Below are 23,359 nucleotides of genomic sequence, written 5' to 3' on the forward strand. Positions count from 1 at the left end.
GCCGTGACGACGATCACTCCCGATCCGGGGAACCGCGGCCCGGGACGCCCCTCGCTTCGCCGCGAGGCGGGTGCGCCCGGTACGCTCACCGCCGTGCCCCACGCTGATCAGTCCCACACCACCCCCCAGGACGCCCCCGCCGCGACCCCGGGAGCGCCCCGCCCGACGCGGGTCAGCCCCGTGCCTCTCGCGGAGCTGGCCGGTCAGCTGGGCATCCCCGCCCCCGAGGGGGCGGAGGCCGTCACGGTCACCGGCATCACCCACGACTCGCGGGCCGTCCGCCCGGGCGACGTCTACGCCGCCCTGCCCGGCGCCCGCTTCCACGGCGCGGACTTCGCCGCCCAGGCCGCCGGCCTCGGCGCCGCCGCCGTGCTGACCGACCCGGAGGGCGCCGAGCGCGCCGCCGCCACCGGCCTGCCCGTCCTCGCCGTCGACCAGGCGCGCGACCGCATGGGCGCCCTCGCCGCCACCATCTACGGCGAGCCGGGCACCGGCCTGCTGCAGATCGGCATCACCGGCACCTCCGGCAAGACCACCACCGCCTACCTCATCGAGGGCGGGCTGCGGGCCATGGCCGGCCCCACGGGCCTGATCGGCACGGTGGAGTCCCGCATCGGCGACGAGCGGATCAAATCGGAGCGCACCACCCCCGAGGCCACCGACCTGCAGGCGCTCTTCGCCGTCATGCGCGAGCGCGGCGTCCGCTCGGTCGCCATGGAGGTCTCCAGCCACGCCCTGCGCCTGGGCCGCGTCGACGGCTGCGTCTTCGACGTCGCGGTCTTCAACAACCTCAGCCCGGAGCACATGGAGTTCCACAGCGGCATGGAGGACTACTTCGCCGCCAAGGCGGAGCTGTTCACCAAGGAGCGCAGCCGCGTGGGCGTGGTGAACCTCGACGACGAGTACGGGCGCCGGCTCGCCCGCGGCGAGTCCGAGGTCCCCGTCGTCACCTTCTCCGCCGAGGGCCGCGAGGACGCCGACTGGCGCGCGGTCGACGTGGAGATCGGCCCCTTCGACTCCACCTTCACCGTGGTGGGCCCCGAGGGCCGCCGGGTGACGGCCAGGGCGCCGCTCGCCGGCCCGTTCAACGTCGCCAACGCGCTCGCCGCCATCGTCGCGCTCGCCACCGCCGGAGCCGACCCGCAGACCGCCGCGGACGGCGTCGCGGCCGTCCCCGGCGTCCCCGGCCGGCTGGAGCGCGTCGACGCGGGCCAGCCCTACCTGGCCGTCGTCGACTACGCCCACAAGACGGACGCCGTCGAATCGGTTCTCCGCGCCCTGCGCAAGGTCGGCACCGGCCGCATCCACGCCGTCCTCGGCTGTGGCGGCGACCGTGACCAGACCAAGCGCGCCCCCATGGGCGCCGCGCTGGCCCGCCTCGCCGACACGGCCGTGCTGACGTCCGACAACCCCCGCTCCGAGGACCCCCTCGCGATCCTCGCCACCATGCTTGCGGGCGCCGCCGAGGTGCCCGCCGCCGAGCGCGGCACCGTCCTCCTGCTGGAGGACCGCGCCGCCGCCATCGCCGCCGCCGTCGCCCGTGCCGAACCCGGTGACACCGTCCTGGTCCTGGGCAAGGGCCACGAGCAGGGCCAGGACATCGCCGGAGTGGTACGCCCCTTCGACGACCGCCGGGTGCTGCGCGAGGCCATCGAGCACAGCCGAGCGGTCACCACGCACCGGAACGACCAGGGATGACAGACCGCCATGCGCGTACAACCCTCCCCCCGGCAGCCCTCCCGAACGGCAGGAGGTGATCAGCGGTGATCGCACTGACCCTCGCCGAGATCGCCGCCGTCACCGGCGGGCAGCAGCACGACATACCGGACCCGCAGGCCGTCGTGGACGGCCCCGTCGTCATCGACTCCCGTGAGGTGAAGCCGGGCAGCCTCTTCGTCGCCTTCGCCGGAGAGCACGTCGACGGCCACGACTACGCGCAGCGCGCCGTCGAGGCGGGCGCGGCGGCCGTGCTGGCCGCCCGTCCCGTCGGCGTCCCCGCCGTGGTCGTGGACGACGTCGAGCGGGCGCTCGGCGCCCTGGCCCGCGCCGTCGTCGAGCGGCTGGGCACCACCGTGGTCGCCCTGACCGGCTCGGCCGGCAAGACCAGCACCAAGGACCTGATCGCCCAGCTCCTGCAGCAGCTGGCCCCCACGGTGTGGACCCCCGGCTCGCTCAACAACGAGATCGGCCTGCCGCTGACCGCGCTGCGCGCCGACGCCGGCACGGCCAACCTCGTCCTGGAGATGGGCGCCCGCGGCATCGGCCACATCCGCTACCTCACCGAGCTCACCCCGCCGCGCATCGGCGTCGTCCTCAACGTCGGCACGGCCCACATCGGCGAGTTCGGCGGCCGGGAGCAGATCGCGCAGGCCAAGGGCGAGCTGGTCGAGGCGCTGCCGGCCGCGGCCGAGGGCGGCATCGCCGTGCTCAACGCCGACGACCCCCTGGTGCGCGCCATGAGCGGCCGCACGAAGGCCCGTACGGTCCTGTTCGGCGAGGCCCCCGACGCGCAGATCCGCGCCGAGGACGTCCGCCTGACCGCCACCGGGCAGCCCTGCTTCACGCTCCACACACCCACCGGGTGCGCCGACGTGACCATGCGCCTGTACGGTGAGCACCACGTGTCGAACGCGCTCGCCGCCGCCGCCGTCGCCCATGAGCTGGGCATGCCCGTGTCCCGGATCGCCGAGGCGCTCTCCGGCGCGGGCCAGCTCTCCCGCTGGCGGATGGAGGTCACCGAGCGCGCGGACGGCGTGACGATCGTCAACGACGCCTACAACGCGAACCCCGAGTCCATGCGAGCCGCGCTGCGCGCGCTGGCCGCCATGGGCGAAGCCGCACGGGCTAGGGGCGGACGTACGTGGGCAGTACTCGGTCAGATGGCCGAGCTCGGCGGGGAGTCACTCGCCGAGCACGACGCTGTCGGACGGCTCGCCGTCCGGCTCAACGTCAGCAAGCTCGTGGCAGTCGGGGGCAGGGAAGCGGCCTGGCTGCAGATGGGCGCCTATAACGAGGGTTCGTGGGGTGAGGAGTCGGTGCACGTGTCCGACGCGCAGGCGGCGGTCGACCTGTTGCGCAGCGAGCTGCGCCCGGGAGACGTCGTACTGGTGAAGGCGTCCAGGTCGGTGGGGCTGGAGCGGGTGGCCGAGCAGCTGCTCGCGGTCGACGGTGAGGTCGCCGGCTGATGAACCAGATCCTCTTCGCGGGTGTCATCGGTCTGTTCCTGACCCTCATCGGCACCCCGCTGCTGATCAAGTTCCTCGCCCGCAAGGGCTACGGCCAGTTCATCCGCGACGACGGCCCCCGCGGCCACGCCGGGAAGAAGGGCACGCCCACCATGGGCGGCATCGCCTTCATCCTGGCCACGCTCATCGCGTACGCCGTCACCAAGGTGATCACCAGCAAGGAGCCGACGACCTCGGGCCTGCTGGTGCTGTTCCTGACGGCCGGCATGGGCCTGGTCGGCTTCCTGGACGACTACATCAAGATCGTCAAGCAGCGCAGCCTCGGCCTGCGCGCCAAGGCGAAGATGGCCGGCCAGCTGATCGTCGGCATCGCCTTCGCCATCCTGGCGCTGCAGTTCGCCGACACCCGGGGCCAGACCCCGGCCTCCACGCGGCTGTCCTTCACCCAGGACTTCGGCTGGTCCGTGGGCCCGGTCATCTTCGTGGTCTGGGCGCTGTTCATGATCCTCGCGATGTCGAACGGCGTGAACCTCACCGACGGCCTCGACGGCCTCGCCACCGGCGCCTCCGTGATGGTCTTCGGCGCGTACGTCTTCATCGGCACCTGGCAGCACGGGCAGTCCTGCGGCAACCCGCTGACCGCCGGCGCCGCCTGCTACGAGGTGCGCGACCCGCTCGACCTCGCGGTCGTCGCCTCGGCCCTGATGGGCTCCTGCTTCGGCTTCCTGTGGTGGAACACCTCGCCCGCCAAGATCTTCATGGGTGACACCGGTTCGCTCGCCCTCGGCGGCGCGCTCGCCGGCCTGGCGATCTGCTCCCGCACGGAGCTGCTGCTCGCCCTCCTCGGCGGTCTGTTCGTCCTCATCACCATGTCCGTGGTGATCCAGGTCGGTTCCTTCCGCCTCACCGGGAAGCGCGTCTTCCGTATGGCCCCGCTGCAGCACCACTTCGAACTCAAGGGGTGGAGCGAGGTCCTGGTGGTGGTCCGCTTCTGGATCATCCAGGGCCTGTGCGTGGCCGTCGGACTCGGAATCTTCTACGCCGGATGGTTGGCCATCAAGTGAGCCGCGTGAGCTTCAACGGCAAGCACATCACCGTCGCCGGCCTCGGCGTGAGCGGCGTCAGCGCCGCCCGCGCCCTGGCCGGCCTCGGCGCACGGGTGACCGTCGTGGACGGCGGCGACAGCGCGGCGCTGCGCGAGCGCGCCGTCCCGCTGGAGGCCGCCGGCATCACGGTGCGCCTGGGTGACGCGGACGCGCTGCCCGAGGGTACCGACCTCGTCGTCACCTCGCCCGGCTGGAAGCCGGACAGCCCGCTCTTCGCCGCGGCCGCCGCGGCGGGCGTGGACGTGGTCGGCGACGTCGAGATCGCCTGGCAGCTGCGCGACGAGACGTCGGCGCCCTGGCTCGCGGTCACCGGCACCAACGGCAAGACCACCACCGTCCAGATGCTCGCCTCCATCCTGGAGGCCGCCGGCCTGCGCACCGCCGCCATCGGCAACATCGGCACGCCGATCATCGACGTGGTGCTGGGCGAGCAGCAGTACGACGTGCTCGCCGTCGAGCTCTCCAGCTACCAGCTGCACTGGGCGCCCTCGCTGCGCGCCCACTCCGCGGCCGTGCTCAACCTCGCGCCCGACCACCTCGACTGGCACGGCTCCATGGAGGCGTACGCCGCCGACAAGGGCCGCATCTACGAGGGCAACCGCATCGCCTGCGTCTACAACGTCGAGGACCCCGCCACCGAGCACCTGGTCATGGAGGCCGACGTCGAGGAGGGCTGCCGCGCCATCGGCTTCACCCTCGGCGCCCCCGGCCCCTCCATGGTCGGCGTCGTCGACGGCCTGCTCGTGGACCGGGCGTTCGTGCCGGACCGGCACAAGAACGCCCAGGAGCTCGCCGAGGTCTCCGACATCAAGCCGGCGGCCCCGCACAACATCGCCAACGCCCTCGCCGCCGCCGCCCTCGCCCGGGCGTTCGGCGTGGAGCCCGCGGCCGTACGGGCGGGCCTGCGAGCCTTCCGGCCCGACGCCCACCGCATCGCCCACGTCGCCGACGTCGACGGCGTGGCCTACGTGGACGACTCCAAGGCCACCAACACCCACGCCGCCCAGGCGTCCCTGGCGGCGTACGGGTCGATCGTGTGGATCGCGGGCGGCCTCGCCAAGGGCGCCACGTTCGACGAGCTGGTCGCCGCCTCCGCGAAGCGGCTGCGCGGCGCCGTCCTCATCGGGGCCGACCGGGCGCTGATCAGGGAAGCCCTGGCGCGACACGCCCCGGATGTCCCGGTGGTCGACCTCGACCGGACCGACACTGGGGCGATGGCGGCGGCGGTGCGCGAGGCGGCCCGCCTCGCCGGCCCGGGGGACACCGTCCTCCTGGCCCCGGCGTGCGCCTCGATGGACATGTTCACCAACTACAACAAGCGCGGCGTGGCCTTCGCCGAGGCGGTGCGGGACCTGGCCGCGGGCCCGGGCGCGCAGGAGTAGCCGCCGGTCCCCACGGCGCGGGCCGGCGGCGGGAGACCAGCGGAGGGGACACCCGGATGCACGCCGACCACGCCGAGTTCGCCGAGGGCGGGCCCTGGCCGCGCGCTCTGGGGGTCGCCCTGCGCGGCGGCCCCGCCGCCCGCCCCCGGCCCGTACGGGCGCCCCGCCCGGCCGTGCGGAGCGCCCCCGGCGGCCCCCGGCGCCCCCGCGGCGGCCAGGGCGGCCTGCGGGGGCTGCACGCCCGTGCCAGGCGCGCCTGGGACCGTCCGCTGACCGCCTACTACCTGGTGCTCGGCGGCTCCCTGCTGATCACCGTGCTGGGCCTGGTGATGGTCTACTCCGCCTCCCAGATCAAGGCGCTGCAGAACGGCCTGGCGCCCAGCTACTTCTTCCGCAAACAGCTGCTGGCCGCCGCCATCGGCACCGCGCTGCTGCTCGCGGCCGCCCGCACGCCCGTCAGGCTGCTGCGCGCCCTGGCCTACCCGCTGCTCGCCGTCTCCGTCCTCCTGCTGTGCATGGTCCAGGTGCCGGGCATCGGCGAGACCATCAACGGCAACACCAACTGGATCTCCCTGGGCGGCCCCTTCCAGCTCCAGCCCAGCGAGTTCGCCAAGCTCGCACTCGTCCTGTGGGGCGCCGACCTGCTCGCCCGCAAGCAGTCCAAGAAGCTGCTCACCCAGTGGAAGCACCTCCTGGTGCCCCTGGTGCCCGTCACGTTCCTGCTGCTCGGTCTGATCATGCTCGGCGGCGACATGGGCACCACCGTCGTGCTCACCACCGTGCTGCTGGGCCTGCTGTGGGTGGCGGGCGCCCCGACCAGGCTCTTCTCCGGAGTGTTCGGCGTCACGGCCGTGCTCGCCGTACTCTTCATCAAGACCAGCGCCAACCGCATGTCCCGCCTGGAGTGCATCGGGGCGACCGACCCCGGCGCCCACGACCAGTGCTGGCAGGCCGTGCACGGGATCTACGCCCTCGCCAACGGCGGCTGGTTCGGCGCCGGACTGGGGGCGAGCGTGGAGAAATGGGGCGAACTCCCCGAGCCCCACACCGACTTCATCTTCGCCATCACCGGCGAGGAACTGGGCCTGGCGGGGACGCTGTCGGTCCTCGCCCTGTTCGCGGCTCTAGGCTATGCGGGTATCCGCGTGGCCGGACGCACGGAGGACCCCTTCGTGAGGTACGCCGCGGGAGGTGTGACCACCTGGATCACGGCCCAGGCCGTGGTCAACATCGGTGCGGTGCTCGGCCTGCTGCCGATCGCCGGTGTCCCGCTCCCGCTGTTCTCCTACGGAGGGTCAGCCCTGCTGCCGACCATGTTCGCCATCGGGCTCCTGATCGCCTTCGCGCGCGACGAACCCGGTGCGCGGGCGGCACTGGCCATGCGGCAGCCTGGGGTGAGATGGAAGACGATGAGACGGCGCGTCAAGAAGCGACCGTCCGGAGAGCGGTGAATTTCGGTGCATGTCGTACTCGCCGGCGGGGGGACCGCCGGCCACATCGAGCCCGCGCTCGCCCTCGCGGACGCCCTGCGCAGGCAGGACCCGACCGTGGGGATCACGGCGCTCGGCACGGAGCGGGGCCTGGAGACCCGGCTCGTGCCCGAGCGGGGCTATGAGCTGGGACTGATCCCGGCCGTACCGCTGCCCCGCAAGCCCACCCCGGAGCTGATCACCGTCCCCGGGCGGCTGCGCGGCACCATCAAGGCCGCCGAGCAGATCCTGGAGCGCACCAAGGCCGACTGCGTCGTCGGCTTCGGCGGCTACGTGGCGCTGCCCGGCTACCTGGCCGCCAAGCGGCTCGGCGTGCCGATCGTCGTCCACGAGGCCAACGCCCGCCCCGGCCTGGCCAACAAGATCGGCTCGCGCTACGCCGCCTCGGTCGCGGTGTCCACGCCGGACAGCAAGCTGCGCAACGCCCGCTACGTCGGCATCCCGCTGCGTCGCACGATCGCCACGCTGGACCGGGCGGCCGTCCGTCCCGAGGCGCGGGCGTACTTCGGGCTCGACCCCAACCTGCCGACGCTGCTGGTCTCCGGCGGCTCGCAGGGCGCCCGCCGGCTGAACGAGGTCGTCCAGGCCGTCGCCCCGGCGCTGCAGCGCTCCGGCATCCAGATCCTGCACGCGGTCGGTCCGAAGAACGAACTGCCGCATGTGGACAACATGCCCGGAATGCCGCCCTATATCCCGGTATCGTATGTAGACCGGATGGACCTCGCGTACGCCGCGGCCGACATGATGCTCTGCCGCGCGGGTGCGATGACCGTCGCGGAGCTGTCCGCCGTCGGCCTCCCGGCGGCGTACGTCCCGCTGCCCATCGGCAACGGCGAGCAGCGGCTCAACGCCCAGCCCGTGGTCAAGGCGGGCGGCGGCCTGCTGGTCGACGACGCCGAACTCACTCCCGAGTGGGTGATGAGCCAGGTGGTCCCGGTGCTGGCCAACCGGCACCGGCTGTACGACATGTCCCGCGCGGCCGCCGAGTTCGGCCGCCGGGACGCCGACGAGCTGCTGGTCGGCATGGTGTACGAGGCGATTGCCGCACGCAGAGCGGGCTGACGGCCCGTAGGAGCAGGAGGCTGGGGAGCGTGGCCGGACCGACGACCGCCCGGCGCGGTGGTGGGAAGGGCGGGAAGACCGCCGCGTCCAGGTCGGCCGGGTCGGCCGCGTCGCCGAAGCGGTCCCGGCCCGCCGCGCCGCCGTCCCGCCCGCCCCGCCGGGGCGGGCGGCCGCGCAAGGGCGGCTCCCGCACCCCAGGGCCCCGCTCCCGCCCGCTGCGGCGCCGCAGGGCGCTGCTGTGGTCCGTGGCCGCCGTGCTCCTCGGCGCGGCGGCCTGGTGGGCCCTCTACGGCTCCACCTGGCTGCGCGTCACCCGGGTGGAGGTCGGCGGCACCGCCGTGCTGACGCCCGATGAGGTGCGCGAGGCGGCCGAGGTCCCGCTCGGCGAGCCCCTCGCCTCCGTGGACACCGACGCCATCGCCGAACGGCTGCGCACGAGGCTGCGGCGGATCGCCACGGTCGACGTCGAACGATCCTGGCCGCACGGGATCAGTCTCGAAGTGACCGAACGGCAGCCCAAAGCGCTCCTCGAAAAGGGCGGAAAGTTCATCGAAATCGACGGCGAAGGCGTGCGGTTCGCCACAGTCGATCATCCCCTCGACAAGGTGCCCCGGCTGCTGGTGGAGCCCGACCGCTCGCCCAGCCACCGGCGCTTCGGCACCGACCGGCTGGAGCGCGAGGCCGTCCGGGTCGCCGCGGCCCTGCCCGATCCCGTCCGGGGGGACACCCGCGTCATCCGCGTACGCTCGTACGACTCCATCAACGTCGAACTGACGGGCGGTCGGACCGTCGTCTGGGGCAGTGGCGAGCGCAGCGACGCCAAGGCCCGCACGCTCACCGCGCTGCTCAAGGCCGCGGGGGGCGCGAAACGCTTCGACGTGAGCGCTCCCGGCGCCCCCGCGGTGTCCGGGAGTTGACGTCGCTCCCGCCCGGCCAGCACCCTGGTTGGCTACGGCTATGGGTGATCACATAGGGTGAAAAGAAAAACGGGAGGTTCGGCGTGTTCGTTGAAGCCGCGCCGCTTGTCGACTTAGTGTCCTGCTTCAGAGAACCCAGGGAACAGTGACACCGGTAACCCTAAAGTTCAACGTTAGGGTTCGGGTCGGCATTGAGAACCGCCCCCAGGCATACGTAAATCGAGGCGAGAGGCCTTCGACGTGGCAGCACCGCAGAACTACCTCGCAGTCATCAAGGTCGTCGGCATCGGCGGCGGTGGCGTCAACGCCATCAACCGGATGATCGAGGTCGGTCTCAAGGGCGTCGAGTTCATCGCGATCAACACCGATGCACAGGCCCTGCTGATGAGCGACGCCGACGTGAAACTCGACGTCGGCCGTGAACTCACCCGTGGCCTCGGTGCCGGCGCGAACCCCGATGTCGGCCGCAAGGCGGCAGAGGACCACCGCGAGGAGATCGAGGAGGTCCTCAAGGGGGCCGACATGGTCTTCGTGACCGCCGGCGAGGGTGGTGGCACCGGTACCGGCGGCGCACCCGTCGTCGCCAACATCGCCCGCTCCCTGGGCGCCCTGACGATCGGTGTGGTCACCCGGCCCTTCACCTTCGAGGGCCGGCGCCGCGCCAACCAGGCCGAGGACGGCATCGCCAGCCTGCGCGACGAGGTCGACACCCTCATCGTCATCCCCAACGACCGACTGCTGTCCATCTCGGACCGCCAGGTGAGCGTGCTCGACGCGTTCAAGTCGGCCGACCAGGTCCTGCTGTCCGGCGTCCAGGGCATCACCGACCTGATCACCACCCCGGGTCTGATCAACCTCGACTTCGCCGACGTCAAGTCCGTGATGTCCGAGGCGGGCTCGGCCCTCATGGGCATCGGCTCGGCCCGCGGCGACGACCGCGCGGTGGCCGCGGCCGAGATGGCGATCTCCTCGCCGCTGCTGGAGGCGTCCATCGACGGCGCCCGTGGCGTCCTGCTCTCCATCTCCGGCGGCTCCGACCTCGGTCTCTTCGAGATCAACGAGGCCGCGCAGCTGGTCAGCGAGGCGGCCCACCCCGAGGCGAACATCATCTTCGGTGCGGTCATCGACGACGCCCTCGGCGACGAGGTGCGCGTGACGGTCATCGCGGCCGGCTTCGACGGCGGCCAGCCGCCGGCCAAGGGCAGCCGCGACAAGGTGCTCGGCGGCTCCTCCTACGGCTCCGGCCGCGAGGAGAGCTCCACCGCCACCGCGAGCCGTCCGGCCTCCGTGCCGTCCGAGCCGAGCCGGCCCTCCTTCGGCGGCCTCGGCAGCGTGACCCCGCGCACCGAGGAGCCCGTGCCGGACCCGTCGCCCGTCGCCGAGGTCCCGCCGCCCCCGGTCGCCTCCCCCCAGGTCCCGCCGGCGCGTCCCTACCAGGACTCGACCGCCGAGGAACTGGACGTTCCCGACTTCCTGAAGTGATCTCAAGGAACCGGTGAGCGGCTCCCAGTGATAGGGCAACAGCACACAGTGCCTCCCGTAGAGCACGTGGCACACGCGAGCGGCGCCCACTTCGCCTTCACCGACAGGTGGGGCGGGGTGAGCGCCGCTCCGTATGCGGAGCTCAACCTCGGCGGCGCGGTCGGCGACGACCCCGCGGCCGTGCGGACCAACCGCGAGCGGGCGGCCGGGGCGCTCGGCCTCGACCCTGCCGCGGTGGTCTGGATGAACCAGGTCCACGGCAAGGACGTCGCCGTGGTGGACGGACCCTGGCAAGCCGGGCAAACGGGTGAGATCCCGGCGGTGGACGCCGTGGTGACGGCCCGTCGGGGCCTGGCCCTCGCAGTGCTGACCGCGGACTGCACCCCGGTGCTGCTCGCCGACCCGGTCGCCGGGATCGCGGGCGCCGCCCACGCCGGGCGGCCGGGGCTGCTGGCCGGGGTGGTGCCGGCGGTGGTGGAGGAGATGCTCCGGCTGGGTGCCGACCCGGCCCGGATCCTCGCCCACATCGGTCCCTCCGCCTGCGGCTCGTGCTACGAGGTGCCCGAGGCCATGCGGGCCGAGGTCGCCGCGGCGGTGCCGGAGGCCCACGCCACCACCCGCCGGGGCACCCCGGCGCTGGACGTCGCGGGCGGGGTTCTCGCCCAGCTCGGCCGGGCGGGGGTCACCGTCGTCGGCAGGTCCCCCGTCTGCACGCTGGAGTCGGCGGACCACTTCTCCTACCGGCGGGAGCGCACCACGGGGCGCCTCGCGAGCTACGTGTGGCTGGACGGCTGAGCTGTGACGGACCGTAGAACCCAATTGGCGGACAACCTCGCCCGGGTGGAGGAACGTATCTCCGCCGCCTGTGCGGCAGCGGGCCGCAAGCGGGAGGAGGTGACGCTCATCGTGGTCACCAAGACCTACCCGGCGAGCGACGTCCGCCTCCTCGCCGAGCTGGGCGTGCGGCACGTGGCGGAGAACCGGGACCAGGACGCGGCCCCCAAGGCCGCCGAGTGCTCGGATCTGCCCCTTACCTGGCACTTCGTCGGACAGTTGCAGACAAACAAGGTCCGGTCGGTGGTGAATTACGCCGATGTGGTGCACTCCATTGACCGGAACCGACTGGTCGCGGCGCTGTCCACGGCGGCGGTCCGGGCCGGGCGCGAGCTGGACTGCCTCATCCAGGTGGCGCTTGACGCGGAGTCCGGTGCCCGGGGCGACCGCGGCGGCGTGGCACCCGACGGGGTGCTGGAACTGGCCGGGGAGATCGCCGGCGCGGAAGGGCTGCGGCCCGCCGGTCTGATGACGGTGGCTCCGCTCGCCGGCCCTTACGCGGGAAGGCCACGGGCCGCTTTCGACCGGCTGATGGAAATCGCAACGGACCTGCGCGCGGCCCATCCGGCTGCGAACATGGTGTCAGCAGGGATGAGCGCGGACCTTGAGGACGCCGTAGCGGCCGGTGCGACACATGTACGTGTCGGCTCAGCGGTACTCGGAGTCCGACCCCGGCTCGGGTAACGTCGCCAGGAAGTCGGACCACAGCAGAAAATATGGTCATTCCCGTCAAAAGGCGGGCGGACCACGTGGATCCGGGCGCCGTTGACGGAGCCGATCCACCACAGAGCGGAGGACGCAGAGAATGGCCGGCGCGATGCGCAAGATGGCGGTCTACCTCGGCCTCGTGGAGGACGATGGGTATGACGGCCCGGGGTTCGACCCCGACGACGAGTTCGAGCCCGAGCCCGAGCCGGACCGGCGCCGGCAGCAGCACCAGACACATCAAGCACAACAGGCGCAATCGGACGAACCGGTTCGAGTCGCCCAGCCGCCCGCGCAGCGCGAACCTGCTCCGCTCGTAGCGGAAACGGGACGACCCGCCCGAATCGCCCCCGTGTCGTCCATCACACCCGAACGCCACTCTCTGGAGAAGAACGCACCGGTGATCATGCCCAAGGTTGTGTCCGAGCGGGAGCCCTACCGCATCACGACATTGCACCCCCGGACCTACAACGAGGCCCGTACCATCGGGGAACACTTCCGCGAAGGTACCCCGGTGATCATGAATCTCACCGAGATGGACGACACCGACGCGAAGCGGCTCGTCGACTTCGCCGCCGGTCTGGTCTTCGGACTGCACGGGAGCATCGAGCGGGTGACGCAGAAGGTGTTCCTGCTGTCTCCTGCTAACGTCGATGTCACGGCGGAGGACAAGGCCCGTATCGCAGAGGGTGGGTTCTTCAACCAGAGCTGAGACGCAACACCGGGCAATCCGGACAACGGCCGGTCAGGCCGAGTACGAGCAAGGGGAGAGGGAAGCGCGAGATGGGCATCGCACAGCAGGTGATCTACATCGCGCTGTACTGCTTCCTGATCGTGCTGATCTTCCGGCTGGTGATGGACTACGTCTTCCAGTTCGCCCGCTCGTGGCAACCCGGTAAGGCGATGGTGGTGGTCCTGGAGGCCACCTACACTGTCACCGATCCGCCACTCAAGCTTCTGCGGCGGGTCATCCCGCCGCTGCGTCTCGGGGGCGTGGCGCTCGACCTGTCCTTCTTCGTACTGATGATCATCGTCTACATCCTGATCACCGTCGTGAGCCGGCTGTGAACGCGGCTGTGAACGATACGGTCTTGCCGATTGCCGACGACTACGTTGAGGTGAAGAAGAGATGCCGCTGAGCCCCGAGGACGTGCGGAACAAGCAGTTCACGACCGTCCGCCTCCGAGAAGGCTATGACGAGGACGAGGTCGATGCCTTCCTCGACGAGGTCGAGGCCGAACTGACCCGCCTGCTCCGGGAGAACGAGGACCTGCGCGCCAAGCTGGCGGCCGCCACGCGCGCCGCTGCGCAGAACCAGCAGCAGGCCATGCGCAAGCCCGAGCCCCAGGAGCAACGACCTGGCGCTCCGGTGCCCGCCGCCATATCCGGACCGCAGCCGGTGCCGCCGAACCAGCAGCAGATGGGCGGCCCGCCGCAGCTTCCGGGCGGTGCCCCGCAGCTGCCGGCCGGCCCCGGCGGCCACGGCCACGGTCCCCAGGGCCCGCACGGTCCCGGCCCGATGGGACAGAACGGTCCGATGGGCGGCCCCATGGGCGGCCCCATGGGACAGAACGGACCGATGGGGCAGAACCCCATGCAGCAGAACGGTCCGATGGGTCAGAACCCGATGCAGCAGAACGGCCCCATGGGTGGCCCGCAGCTGCCGCAGCCGGGGCAGGGTCCCGGCGGTGACAGCGCGGCCCGCGTCCTGTCGCTCGCACAGCAGACGGCCGACCAGGCGATCGCGGAGGCCCGTTCCGAGGCCAACAAGATCGTCGGCGAGGCCCGCAGCCGTGCCGAGGGTCTGGAGCGGGACGCCCGTGCCAAGGCGGACGCCCTGGAGCGGGACGCGCAGGAGAAGCACCGCGTGGCGATGGGCTCGCTGGAGTCCGCCCGCGCCACGCTGGAGCGCAAGGTCGAGGACCTGCGCGGCTTCGAGCGCGAGTACCGCACGCGCCTGAAGTCCTACCTGGAGAGCCAGCTGCGTCAGCTGGAGAACCAGGCGGACGACTCGCTGGCCCCGCCGCGGACCCCTGCGGCCGCGTCGCTGCCGCCGGCCCCCTCGATGAGCGGGTCGATGGCCTCGGCCGGTGCGGGCATGGGCGGTCACTCCATGGGCGGCAACCAGTCCATGGGCGGCCACGGCGGTCCGTCGACGGGTGCCCCGTCGTACGGCGGTCAGCAGCAGATGTCGCCGGCGATGACCCAGCCGATGGCACCGGTGCGGCCGCAGAGCCCGCAGCCGATGCAGGCGCCGTCGCCGATGCGGGGCTTCCTGATCGACGAGGACGACAACTGACGGCCGCGTAGCCGTCGGCATCAATGGGCCGGGCCCCTGGGTGATCCCAGGGGCCCGGCCCATTTTTTCGCCCACCCACCCGCCCGATACCGGGAACGTCATGACGTTCGGGGTGCTCGGGCGGGTGGGTGGGCGAAAACCCCGGCGCGGAGCGCCGGGGTAATCCGTTTGCTTACGCCTTACGGAGGCGGAACGCCAGTCCGAGGCCCTCGTCCACGAACGGCTCACCGTAGGACGTGTCTGCGTCGCCCTGCGCGAAGTCCGTAGCCAGGACCTCGTCCGCGATGAGCGAGGCGTGCTCGCCGAGCGCGGTCACGACGTCGGCGTCCGTGGATTCCCATCGCAGGGCGATCCGGTCCGCGACGTCCAGGCCGCTGTTCTTGCGGGCTTCCTGGATCAGGCGGATGGCGTCGCGGGCCAGACCCGCGCGTCGCAGTTCCGGGGTGATCTCCAGGTCGAGAGCCACCGTGGCACCCGAGTCGGAGGCCACCGACCAGCCCTCGCGCGGCGTCTCGGTGATGATGACCTCGTCCGGGGCGAGCGTGACGGTCTCACCGTCGACGACCACCGAAGCCGTGCCCTCGCGCAGCGCGAGCGACAGCGCGGCGGCGTCGGCCGCGGCGACCGCCTTGGCCACCGCCTGGACGCCCTTGCCGAAGCGCTTGCCCAGGGCACGGAAGTTCGCCTTGGCCGTGGTGTCGACCAGCGAGCCGCCGCCCGCTGCACCAGCGGAGGAATCAGCGAGGGAGGCGAGCGAGGAGACGTTGAGCTCCTCGGCGATCTGCGCGCGCAGCTCCTCGCCGAGCGTCTCGAAGCCGGCCGCGGCGACCAGCGCGCGGGAGAGCGGCTGGCGCGTCTTGACGCCGGACTCGGCGCGGGTGGCGCGGCCCAGCTCGACCAGGCGGCGGACCAGCAGCATCTGCTGGGACAGCGTCGGGTCGATGAGGGCCGTGTCGGCCTTCGGCCAGGTCGAGAGGTGGACCGAGGCCGGGGCCTGCGGGTCGACCGGGACGATGAGGTCCTGCCACACCCGCTCGGTGATGAACGGCACCAGGGGCGCCATCAGCCGGGTCACGGTCTCGATGACCTCGTGCAGCGTGCGGAGCGCGGCCGGCTCGCCCTGCCAGAACCGGCGGCGCGAGCGGCGCACGTACCAGTTGGACAGGTCGTCCACGAAGGCCGAGAGGAGCTTGCCGGCACGCTGGGTGTCGTAGGACTCCATGGCCTGGGTGACCTGGTCGGTCAGGGCGTGCAGCTCGCCGAGCAGCCAGCGGTCGATCAGCGGGCGGTCGGCCGGTGCCGGGTCGGAGGCGCTGGGCGCCCAGCCGCAGGTACGGGCGTAGAGGGCCTGGAAGGCGACCGTGTTCCAGTAGGTGAGGAGCGTCTTGCGGACGACCTCCTGGATCGTGCCGTGACCGACGCGGCGCGCGGCCCAGGGGGAGCCGCCGGCGGCCATGAACCAGCGGACGGCGTCGGCGCCGTGCTGGTCCATCAGGGGGATCGGCTGGAGGATGTTGCCCAGGTGCTTGGACATCTTCCGGCCGTCCTCGGCGAGGATGTGCCCCAGGCAGACGACGTTCTCGTACGACGACTTGTCGAAGACGAGCGTGCCGACGGCCATCAGGGTGTAGAACCAGCCACGGGTCTGGTCGATGGCCTCGGAGATGAACTGCGCCGGGTAGCGCTGCTCGAAGAGCTCCTTGTTCTTGTACGGGTAGCCCCACTGGGCGAACGGCATGGAGCCCGAGTCGTACCAGGCGTCGATGACCTCCGGCACGCGGACGGCGGTGTGCGAGCAGCCCTCGGCGGTGCAGGTGAAGGTGACGTCGTCGATGTACGGGCGGTGCGGGTCCAGCCCGCTCTGGTCCGTGCCCGTCAGCTCGGTGAGCTCGGCGAGCGAGCCGACGCAGGTGAGGTGGTTCTCCTCGCAGCGCCAGATCGGGAGCGGGGTGCCCCAGTAGCGGTTGCGGGAGAGCGCCCAGTCGATGTTGTTGTTCAGCCAGTCACCGAAACGACCGTGCTTGACCGACTCCGGGAACCAGTTGGTCTTCTCGTTCTCTTCGAGCAGCCGGTCCTTGATCGCCGTGGTGCGGATGTACCAGGACGGCTGTGCGTAGTAGAGCAGCGCGGTGTGGCAGCGCCAGCAGTGCGGGTAGCTGTGCTCGTAGGCGATGTGCTTGAAGAGCAGGCCGCGCTCGGTGAGGTCCGCGACGAGCTTCTCGTCGGCCTTCTTGAAGAACAGGCCGCCGACGAGGTCGAGGCCCTCCTCGAAGGTGCCGTCGGGGCGGACCGGGTTCACCACGGGCAGGCCGTAGGCGCGGCAGGTCCGGAGGTCGTCCTCACCGAAGGCCGGGGCCTGGTGGACGAGGCCGGTGCCGTCCTCGGTGGTGACGTACTCGGCGTTGACGACGTAGTTGGCGTTCTCCAGCTCGACCAGGTCGAATGGGCGGCGGTAGGCCCAGCGCTCCATCTCGCGGCCGGTGAAGGACCGGCCGGTGGCGGTCCAGCCCTCGCCGAGCGCCTTCTCCAGCAGCGGCTCGGCGACGACCAGCTTCTCGGTGCCGTCGGTGGCCACGACGTAGGTGACGTCGGGGTGCGCGGCGGCGGCCACGTTGGAGACCAGCGTCCACGGGGTGGTCGTCCACACCAGCAGCGAGGCCTCGCCGGCCAGCGGGCCGGAGGTCAGCGGGAAGCGGACGAAGACGGACGGGTCGACGACCGTCTCGTAGCCCTGCGCCAGCTCGTGGTCGGACAGGCCGGTGCCGCAGCGGGGGCACCAGGGGGCCACGCGGTGGTCCTGGACCAGCAGGCCCTTGTTGAAGATCTCCTTGAGCGACCACCAGACGGACTGGACGTACTCGGGGTCCATGGTCCGGTAGGCGTCGTCCAGGTCGACCCAGTAGCCCATGCGGGTGGTGAGCTCGGCGAACGCGTCGGTGTGGCGGGTCACCGACTCGCGGCACTTGGCGTTGAACTCGGCGATGCCGTACTTCTCGATGTCCTGCTTGCCGTTGAAGCCGAGCTCCTTCTCGACCGCGAGCTCGACCGGCAGGCCGTGGCAGTCCCAGCCGGCCTTGCGGCCGACGTGGTAGCCCTGCATGGTGCGGAAGCGCGGGAAGACGTCCTTGAAGACGCGGGCCTCGATGTGGTGCGCACCCGGCATGCCGTTGGCGGTCGGCGGGCCCTCGTAGAAGACCCACTCGGGGCGGCCCTCGGACTGTTCGAGGGTGCGGGCGAAGGTCTTGCTCTCACGCCAGAATTCGAGCACGGCGTGCTCAAGGGCGGGCAGGTCGACCTGTGCGGGTACCTGGCGGTACTGCGTCATCGGCTTCCTCCGGCGGAACGTCATTGCGCTGATCCGTCGGAGGGACGAGAACGCGCTCCTTCGGCGCTTCCCGCGGTACCACCCTCCTTGGCCGCAGGCGGATGCCTCCGGCCCCCTCATTGGGATCGCGATGCCGGTTCTACTGGCCCCGTGGGGCGTTCTTCCGACGGCTCGGGGGTGATCTTCACACCGCGCACACCCCCGGGCTCGCACCGTCCCCGGGTCGCTCATGGCTGCGTGCGGCGCTACTCGTCCCTTCCACGCCTTTCGCTGCCGCCCAGTGTACGGGGCCGGGACGGACGGCACCCACCGATTACGGGGCCGGAGGCGGGTCACAACGGGCCGGGACCGGCGTGCCCCGTTGCCGCGTGCCCTGCGCCGATTTATCGTTCCCGCACGATTTGCGCGCAAGATCATAAAATGTGAAGGGGTCGCGGCCATGGCGGAGAAGTCAGCGGCGAAGCCACGCGCCGCTGCGGCGGCCAAAAAGCCCGAGGCGGCCCACAGGGCCGCCACGCCCGCCACGAAGCCGGCCAAGGCCGGATCGTCGAAGGCGGGGCCCGCCAAGAGGGCCGCTGCCAAGGCTGGAGCAGCCAAGGCCGCACCGGCCAAGAAGGCTGCCGCCAAGGCGGCGCCTGCCGGCAAGGCGGCCGGGGCCGGGGCATCGAAGGGGGCCACTGTCGAGCGGACGGCCGGCGCTGGGGCCGATGCGCAGGGGGCAGCCCGCGCTGCGAAGGCAGCCGCCAAGACCGGAACGGCCAAGGCTGCGCCGGCCGAGAAGGCCGCGACCAAGGCCGGCGCGGCTGCGCCCGCGGCGAAGGCTGCCGCCGAGGCCGAGGCGGCCCAGCGCGCGCCTGCCAAAAAGACCCCCGCCGAGGCAGCCCAAGGCGCGCCTGCCAAAAAGACCCCCGCCGAGGCAGCCCAAGGCGCGCCCGCCAAGAAGACCCCCGCCAAGGCTGCACCAGCCGAGGCCGGAGCGGCCAAAACCGCGTCCGCCAAGAAATCCACTGCCAAGGCGGGCGCCACCGAAGCCGCGCCCGCCAGGAAGGCTGCGTCCAAGGCGGGCGCCACCGAGGACACGTCTGCCAGGAAGGCTGCGTCCAAGGCGGGCGCCACCAAGGCCGCGCCCGCCAGGAAGGCTGCGTCCAAGGCGGGCGCCACCAAGGCCGCGCCCGCCAAGCAGGCTGCGTCCAAGGCGGGCGCCACCAAGGCCGCGCCCGCCAAGCAGGCTGCGTCCAAGGCCGGCGCCACCAAAGCCGCGCCCGCCAAGAAGGCGGCATCCAAGGCCGGCGGCACCAAAGCCGCGCCCGCCACCAAAGCCCCGGCCAAGCCCGGTGCTGCCGAGAAGGCCGCAGGTGGCAACCCCGGTGTCCCGGCCGCCGCCGTGGCAGCCGGCGCGGCCAAGGCCCCCTCCGCCAAGCCGGCGGCCAAGGCGGCCCCCGCCAACGACGCGGCGTCGGCGGCCCCCTCCGCCGAGCCGGCGGGCAAGGCGGCCGCCTCCGCCGAGCCGGCGGGCAGGGCGGCCGCCCCCGCCCGGGGGGCGAATGCCAAGGCGCCGGCGTCGGCCAAAAAAACGGCACCGGCCAAAAAGTCGGCATCGGCGGAGAAAACCGCCGTGGCGGGGAAGACTGCCACGGTGGCCGACGCCGCGCCCCCCGGCGAGGGGGCGGGGAAGGAAGCCGCCGAGGCGGCCGACAAGGCCGGCACGGCCAAAGAGTCCGCACCGGCCACCACGGCGGTGCCCGCTGAGGAGACGGGAGCCAGGACGGTGGCTGCGAAGAAGACCGCGAACAAGGTACCGGGCGCGCGCACCGCCGCCGCCGAGCCGGGGGTGCTGGCCGTACGGCCGGGCGAGGAACCCTGGTCGCCGGAGGAGGTGGCCGAGGCCCGCAGCGGGCTGGAGGGCGAGACGGTGCGGCTGCGCACCGAGATCGCCGCCGCCGAGCAGGCGATCAGCGGCCTCATGCGCGACTCGGGCGACGGCGCCGGCGACGACCAGGCGGACACCGGCACCAAGAACATCACCCGGGAGCACGAGCTGGCCCTGGCCGCCAACGCCCGCGAGATGCTGCAGCAGACCGAGCGGGCGCTGGAGCGCCTGGACGCCGGTACGTACGGGCTCTGCGAGAACTGCGGCAAACCCATCGGCAAGGCCCGTATGCAGGCATTCCCCCGGGCCACCCTGTGCGTGGAGTGCAAGCAGCGGCAGGAACGTCGCTGACCGCCCCGGCAGTGCGTGCCGTACCCTCGTCCTCAGCCAGCAGGGACGACATCCAGGGACTCACGTGACTGAGGCGGAACAGGCCGGGCGGCCCACCGAACCCACCGGGCCCACCGGTGCGACGGCGACGGCCGACGGGAGCGGCGAGCCCAAGGGCAGGCGGCGCATCGCCGTGCTGCTCGTGGTGGCCGCCTTCGCATACCTCCTCGACCTGGGCAGCAAGCTGTTCGTGGTGGCCGAGCTGGAGCACCACGACCCCATCCAGGTGATCGGCACCTGGCTGCAGTTCGAGGTCGTGCGCAACCGCGGCGCGGCCTTCGGGATCGGCGAGGCGATGACGATCGTGTTCACGGTCATCGCCACCGCCGTGATCGTGGCCATTGCCCGCATCGCCCGCAAGCTCTACAGCCTCCCGTGGGCGATCGCCCTCGGCCTGCTGCTCGGCGGTGCCTTCGGCAACCTCACCGACCGGCTCTTCCGCTCGCCCGGCGGCTTCGAGGGCGGGGTGGTGGACTTCATCGCCCCCGCCCACTTCGCCGTCTTCAACCTCGCCGACTCCGCGATCGTCTGCGGCGGCTTCCTGATCGTGATCCTCTCGTTCCGGGGCCTGGACCCGGACGGCACCGTCCACGAGGACTGAGCCGCACAAGGCCCCGGACGGGGATGCCCCGCCCGTCCGTCATACTCGACGGGTGAGCACCATTCCCGAGATCCGCGCCCTTCCCGTACCCGACGGCCTGGAGGGCGAGCGCGTCGACGCGGCGATCGCCCGCATGTTCGGCTTCTCCCGCACCAAGGCCGCCGAGCTGGCGGCCGCGGGCAAGGTCCAGCTCGACGGGGCCGAGGCCGGGAAATCCGACCGGGTCACCGGCGGCGCCTGGCTGGAGGTCGAGATGCCCGCGCCGCCCGCGCCGGTGCAGATCGTCGCCGAGCCGGTCGAGGGCATGGAGATCGTCCACGACGACGACGACATCGTCGTCATCGTCAAGCCGGTCGGCGTGGCCGCGCACCCCAGCCCCGGCTGGACGGGCCCCACCGTGATCGGCGGGCTCGCCGCCGCCGGCTACCGCATCTCCACCTCCGGTGCCGCCGAGCGCCAGGGCATCGTGCACCGCCTGGACGTCGGCACCTCCGGCCTGATGGTCGTCGCCAAGTCCGAGCGCGCCTACACCCTGCTCAAGCAGCAGTTCCGCGAGCGCACGGTCGACAAGCGCTACCACTCGCTCGTCCAGGGCCACCCGGACCCGATGAGCGGCACCATCGACGCCCCCATCGGCCGCCACCCCAACCACGACTACAAGTGGGCGGTCACGGCCGAGGGCAAGCCGTCGGTGACCCACTACGACCTCATCGAGGCGTTCCGGGCCGCCAGCCTCCTGGACATCAAGCTGGAGACGGGCCGTACGCACCAGATCCGCGTGCACATGGCCGCCCACCGCCACCCGTGCGTCGGCGACCTCACCTACGGCGCCGACCCCACCATCGCCAAGCGGCTGAAGCTCACCCGCCAGTGGCTGCACGCCGTGCGGCTCGGCTTCGAGCACCCGGGCGACGGCCGCTGGGTGGAGTTCGAGAGCGACTACCCCGCCGACCTGCAGTACGCCCTGGACACGGTGCGCGCCGAAAGCTCCTGAGCGGGCGGTGCCCGTGAGGCGGGCGGGAGGCGCGTGAGGCAGGCTGGAAGCCTGTTCGACCGCGCCGACCCGCCCGGAGGGCATCCGTGGACCAGCTCGCGCTGCTCTTCGTGCTGCTGCTCGGCGCGCTGGTCACGGTGCCCCTGGGGGACCGGCTGGGCGTGCCGTCCCCGGTCCTGATGACGATCGGCGGGATCGTCCTGGCGCTGCTGCCGTTCGTGCCCACCGTGAACATCGCGCCGGAGTTCATCCTCCCGCTGGTCCTGCCGCCCCTGCTCTACGCCACCGCCCAGCGCACCTCGTGGCGTCAGTTCGCGGCCAACAAACGACCGATCTTCCTGCTGGCGGTCGCGCTCGTCTTCGTCACCACCGCGGCCGTCGCCGCCGTCGCCAACGCGATCGTGCCCGGCCTCTCGCTGGCCGCCGCCGTGGCGCTGGGCGCGCTCGTGGCCCCGCCGGACCCGGTCGCCGCCACCGCCGTCGCGGGTTCCCTGGGACTGCCGCGCCGTCTGGTCTCCATCCTGGAGGGCGAGGGGCTCTTCAACGACGTCACGGCCATCGTGCTCTACCACGTGGCCATCGCGGCCGCCGTCAGCGGCCACTTCTCGCTGCCGAGGGCGCTCGCCGAGCTGGTGCTGTCCGCCGTGGTCGCCGTCGCCGTCGGCCTCGGGCTCGGCTGGGCGGCCAAACGGCTGATGGACGTCCTCGGCGACGCCACCCTCCAGATCGGCCTCACCCTGCTGGTGCCGTTCGTCTCCTACGTCCTGGCCGAGGAGCTCAAGGGCTCCGGCGTGCTCGCGGTCCTCACCACCGCCCTCTTCCTGGCCGAGTACGCCCACGACCCCGACGACGTCCTCGGCCGGCTGGCCGGGCACACCTTCTGGGAGGTCGTCGACACCCTCGTCACCGGCGCCGCCTTCGGCCTCGTCGGCCTGGAGCTGCACAACGCCGTCAGCACCGCCTCCGGCCGCTGGGGCGAGATGCTGGGCATCGGCGCCGCCATCGTGGCCGTGGTGGTGGGCGTACGGCTGCTGTGGCTGCTGCCCGCGGCATGGCTGACCAAGAAGCTGCACAAGCGCCGGGACACCGAGGAGGAGGTCCTGCTGAGCTGGCGCGAGACGGTGGTGACGTGGTGGTCGGGGATGCGCGGCGTGGCCACCGTGGCGCTCGCCCTGGCCATCCCCCTGACCATGGAGAACAAGACCCCCTTCCCGGCCCGGGACGAGATCCTCTTCATCGCCTTCGCCGTCATCATCGCCACCCTCGTCGTCCAGGGCCTGACCCTGCCCTGGCTGGTCCGGCTGCTGGGGGTGCGCGCCGACACCGACGCGAGCCGGGAGCTGGAGCGGCAGCTGGCCGCCCGGGCGGCGAAGGCGGCCCGGCACCGCCTGCTGGAGATCGTGGAGGACGAGGACCTCCCCGAGGACATGATGGAGATGCTCGGCCGGCGCGCCTACGACATGGGTGCCCGCATCAGCCCCGACATGGTCGACGAGGAGCGTCGCGACGCCCACGCGCAGCGCGTGGAGCGGCTGCGGACCCTCCACCGGGTGCAGGGGCAGCTGCTGTCGGCGGCCCGGCACGAGGTGCTGGCGGCCCGCAGCGAACCGGGAATGGACCCCGAGGTGGTGGACAGGGTGCTGCGGCACCTGGACGACCGCACCCTGCGCGGGATCTGAGCGGCCGCTCCCCGGCCCGGCCTCCCGTCGCGCCCCCT

General features: G+C 72.2%; 18 protein-coding genes. 17 read left to right on the forward strand and 1 reads right to left on the reverse strand.

Annotation, left to right across the window (positions count from 1 at the left end; all coding sequences use genetic code 11):
* The first annotated feature begins 3 nt into the window (after positions 1–3).
* From IE182_RS28395 to IE182_RS28455, 13 genes are all read left to right on the forward strand, one after another.
* On the forward strand, positions 4–1,698 hold the full coding sequence (locus IE182_RS28395) for a UDP-N-acetylmuramoyl-L-alanyl-D-glutamate--2,6-diaminopimelate ligase (RefSeq protein ID WP_190112836.1): 1,695 nt from the start codon (positions 4–6) through the stop codon (positions 1,696–1,698).
* Between the two features lie 65 nt (positions 1,699–1,763).
* Entirely contained in the window at positions 1,764–3,185 is a 1,422-nt protein-coding gene (locus tag IE182_RS28400; RefSeq protein ID WP_190112837.1) for a UDP-N-acetylmuramoyl-tripeptide--D-alanyl-D-alanine ligase, read from the forward strand.
* A complete protein-coding gene (mraY, locus tag IE182_RS28405; RefSeq protein WP_190112838.1) occupies positions 3,185–4,249 on the forward strand; it encodes a phospho-N-acetylmuramoyl-pentapeptide-transferase in 1,065 nt (354 codons plus the stop codon). Before IE182_RS28400 ends, mraY begins: the two co-directional genes overlap by 1 nt.
* Complete coding sequence (gene murD, locus IE182_RS28410) at positions 4,246–5,673, forward strand: UDP-N-acetylmuramoyl-L-alanine--D-glutamate ligase (protein ID WP_229845189.1); 1,428 nt, start codon at positions 4,246–4,248, stop codon at positions 5,671–5,673. The genes mraY and murD overlap by 4 nt, the downstream gene beginning before the upstream one ends.
* Before the next feature lie 56 nt (positions 5,674–5,729).
* On the forward strand, positions 5,730–7,124 hold the full coding sequence (ftsW, locus tag IE182_RS28415; protein ID WP_229845190.1) for a putative lipid II flippase FtsW: 1,395 nt from the start codon (positions 5,730–5,732) through the stop codon (positions 7,122–7,124).
* 6 nt (positions 7,125–7,130) lie between these two features.
* Positions 7,131–8,225 (forward strand): undecaprenyldiphospho-muramoylpentapeptide beta-N-acetylglucosaminyltransferase, encoded by a 1,095-nt coding sequence (gene murG / locus IE182_RS28420; RefSeq protein ID WP_190112840.1) that lies wholly within the window; start codon positions 7,131–7,133, stop codon positions 8,223–8,225.
* A 29-nt stretch (positions 8,226–8,254) separates the two neighbouring features.
* Positions 8,255–9,142 carry a cell division protein FtsQ/DivIB gene (locus tag IE182_RS28425; protein ID WP_190112841.1) on the forward strand — a complete coding sequence of 296 codons (888 nt, stop codon included), beginning with the start codon at positions 8,255–8,257 and terminating at the stop codon, positions 9,140–9,142.
* Positions 9,143–9,382: 240 nt separating this feature from the next.
* Positions 9,383–10,624 carry a cell division protein FtsZ gene (gene ftsZ / locus IE182_RS28430; RefSeq protein WP_190112842.1) on the forward strand — a complete coding sequence of 414 codons (1,242 nt, stop codon included), beginning with the start codon at positions 9,383–9,385 and terminating at the stop codon, positions 10,622–10,624.
* Between the two features lie 27 nt (positions 10,625–10,651).
* Positions 10,652–11,419 (forward strand): peptidoglycan editing factor PgeF, encoded by a 768-nt coding sequence (gene pgeF / locus IE182_RS28435; protein ID WP_373303633.1) that lies wholly within the window; start codon positions 10,652–10,654, stop codon positions 11,417–11,419.
* A 3-nt stretch (positions 11,420–11,422) separates the two neighbouring features.
* A complete protein-coding gene (locus IE182_RS28440) occupies positions 11,423–12,142 on the forward strand; it encodes a YggS family pyridoxal phosphate-dependent enzyme (RefSeq protein WP_190112844.1) in 720 nt (239 codons plus the stop codon).
* A 121-nt stretch (positions 12,143–12,263) separates the two neighbouring features.
* Positions 12,264–12,875, forward strand: a complete 612-nt coding sequence (locus IE182_RS28445; RefSeq protein WP_190112845.1) for a cell division protein SepF — start codon at positions 12,264–12,266, stop codon at positions 12,873–12,875.
* Between the two features lie 71 nt (positions 12,876–12,946).
* Positions 12,947–13,231: a YggT family protein gene (locus IE182_RS28450; protein ID WP_099197393.1), complete on the forward strand. Its 285-nt coding sequence runs from the start codon at positions 12,947–12,949 to the stop codon at positions 13,229–13,231.
* Between the two features lie 61 nt (positions 13,232–13,292).
* Positions 13,293–14,462: a DivIVA domain-containing protein gene (locus tag IE182_RS28455; RefSeq protein ID WP_190112846.1), complete on the forward strand. Its 1,170-nt coding sequence runs from the start codon at positions 13,293–13,295 to the stop codon at positions 14,460–14,462.
* 172 nt (positions 14,463–14,634) lie between these two features.
* Here IE182_RS28455 and ileS read toward each other — a convergent pair whose 3' ends face one another.
* The gene (gene ileS / locus IE182_RS28460) at positions 14,635–17,787 is read right to left on the reverse strand and encodes an isoleucine--tRNA ligase (protein ID WP_190112847.1); all 3,153 of its coding nucleotides are present in this window, start codon (positions 17,785–17,787) and stop codon (positions 14,635–14,637) included.
* A gap of 439 nt (positions 17,788–18,226) precedes the next feature.
* Here ileS and IE182_RS28465 point away from each other — a divergent pair, with 439 nt between their 5' ends.
* From IE182_RS28465 to IE182_RS28480, 4 genes are all read left to right on the forward strand, one after another.
* Positions 18,227–20,008, forward strand: a complete 1,782-nt coding sequence (locus tag IE182_RS28465; protein ID WP_190112848.1) for a TraR/DksA family transcriptional regulator — start codon at positions 18,227–18,229, stop codon at positions 20,006–20,008.
* Positions 20,009–20,072: 64 nt separating this feature from the next.
* On the forward strand, positions 20,073–20,648 hold the full coding sequence (gene lspA / locus IE182_RS28470; protein WP_190112849.1) for a signal peptidase II: 576 nt from the start codon (positions 20,073–20,075) through the stop codon (positions 20,646–20,648).
* A 52-nt stretch (positions 20,649–20,700) separates the two neighbouring features.
* The gene (locus tag IE182_RS28475) at positions 20,701–21,642 is read left to right on the forward strand and encodes an RluA family pseudouridine synthase (protein WP_190112850.1); all 942 of its coding nucleotides are present in this window, start codon (positions 20,701–20,703) and stop codon (positions 21,640–21,642) included.
* A gap of 86 nt (positions 21,643–21,728) precedes the next feature.
* Positions 21,729–23,321: a Na+/H+ antiporter gene (locus IE182_RS28480; protein ID WP_190112851.1), complete on the forward strand. Its 1,593-nt coding sequence runs from the start codon at positions 21,729–21,731 to the stop codon at positions 23,319–23,321.
* Positions 23,322–23,359: the final 38 nt, after the last annotated feature.

The sequence above is a fragment of the Streptomyces cinnamoneus genome (genome assembly GCF_014650495.1).
In the GTDB taxonomy this organism is placed as follows: Bacteria; Actinomycetota; Actinomycetes; order Streptomycetales; family Streptomycetaceae; genus Streptomyces; species Streptomyces cinnamoneus.

Bases quoted from the DNA above. Each gene is read 5' to 3' on its own strand.
- mraY (WP_190112838.1), top strand. From the start codon at position 3,185: ATGAACCAGATCCTCTTCGCGGGTGTCATCGGTCTGTTCCTGACCCTC.
- ftsW (WP_229845190.1), top strand. From the start codon at position 5,730: ATGCACGCCGACCACGCCGAGTTCGCCGAGGGCGGGCCCTGGCCGCGC.
- IE182_RS28445 (WP_190112845.1), top strand. From the start codon at position 12,264: ATGGCCGGCGCGATGCGCAAGATGGCGGTCTACCTCGGCCTCGTGGAG.
- IE182_RS28450 (WP_099197393.1), top strand. From the start codon at position 12,947: ATGGGCATCGCACAGCAGGTGATCTACATCGCGCTGTACTGCTTCCTG.
- IE182_RS28455 (WP_190112846.1), top strand. From the start codon at position 13,293: ATGCCGCTGAGCCCCGAGGACGTGCGGAACAAGCAGTTCACGACCGTC.
- ileS (WP_190112847.1), bottom strand. From the start codon at position 17,787: ATGACGCAGTACCGCCAGGTACCCGCACAGGTCGACCTGCCCGCCCTT.
- IE182_RS28465 (WP_190112848.1), top strand. From the start codon at position 18,227: ATGGCGGAGAAGTCAGCGGCGAAGCCACGCGCCGCTGCGGCGGCCAAA.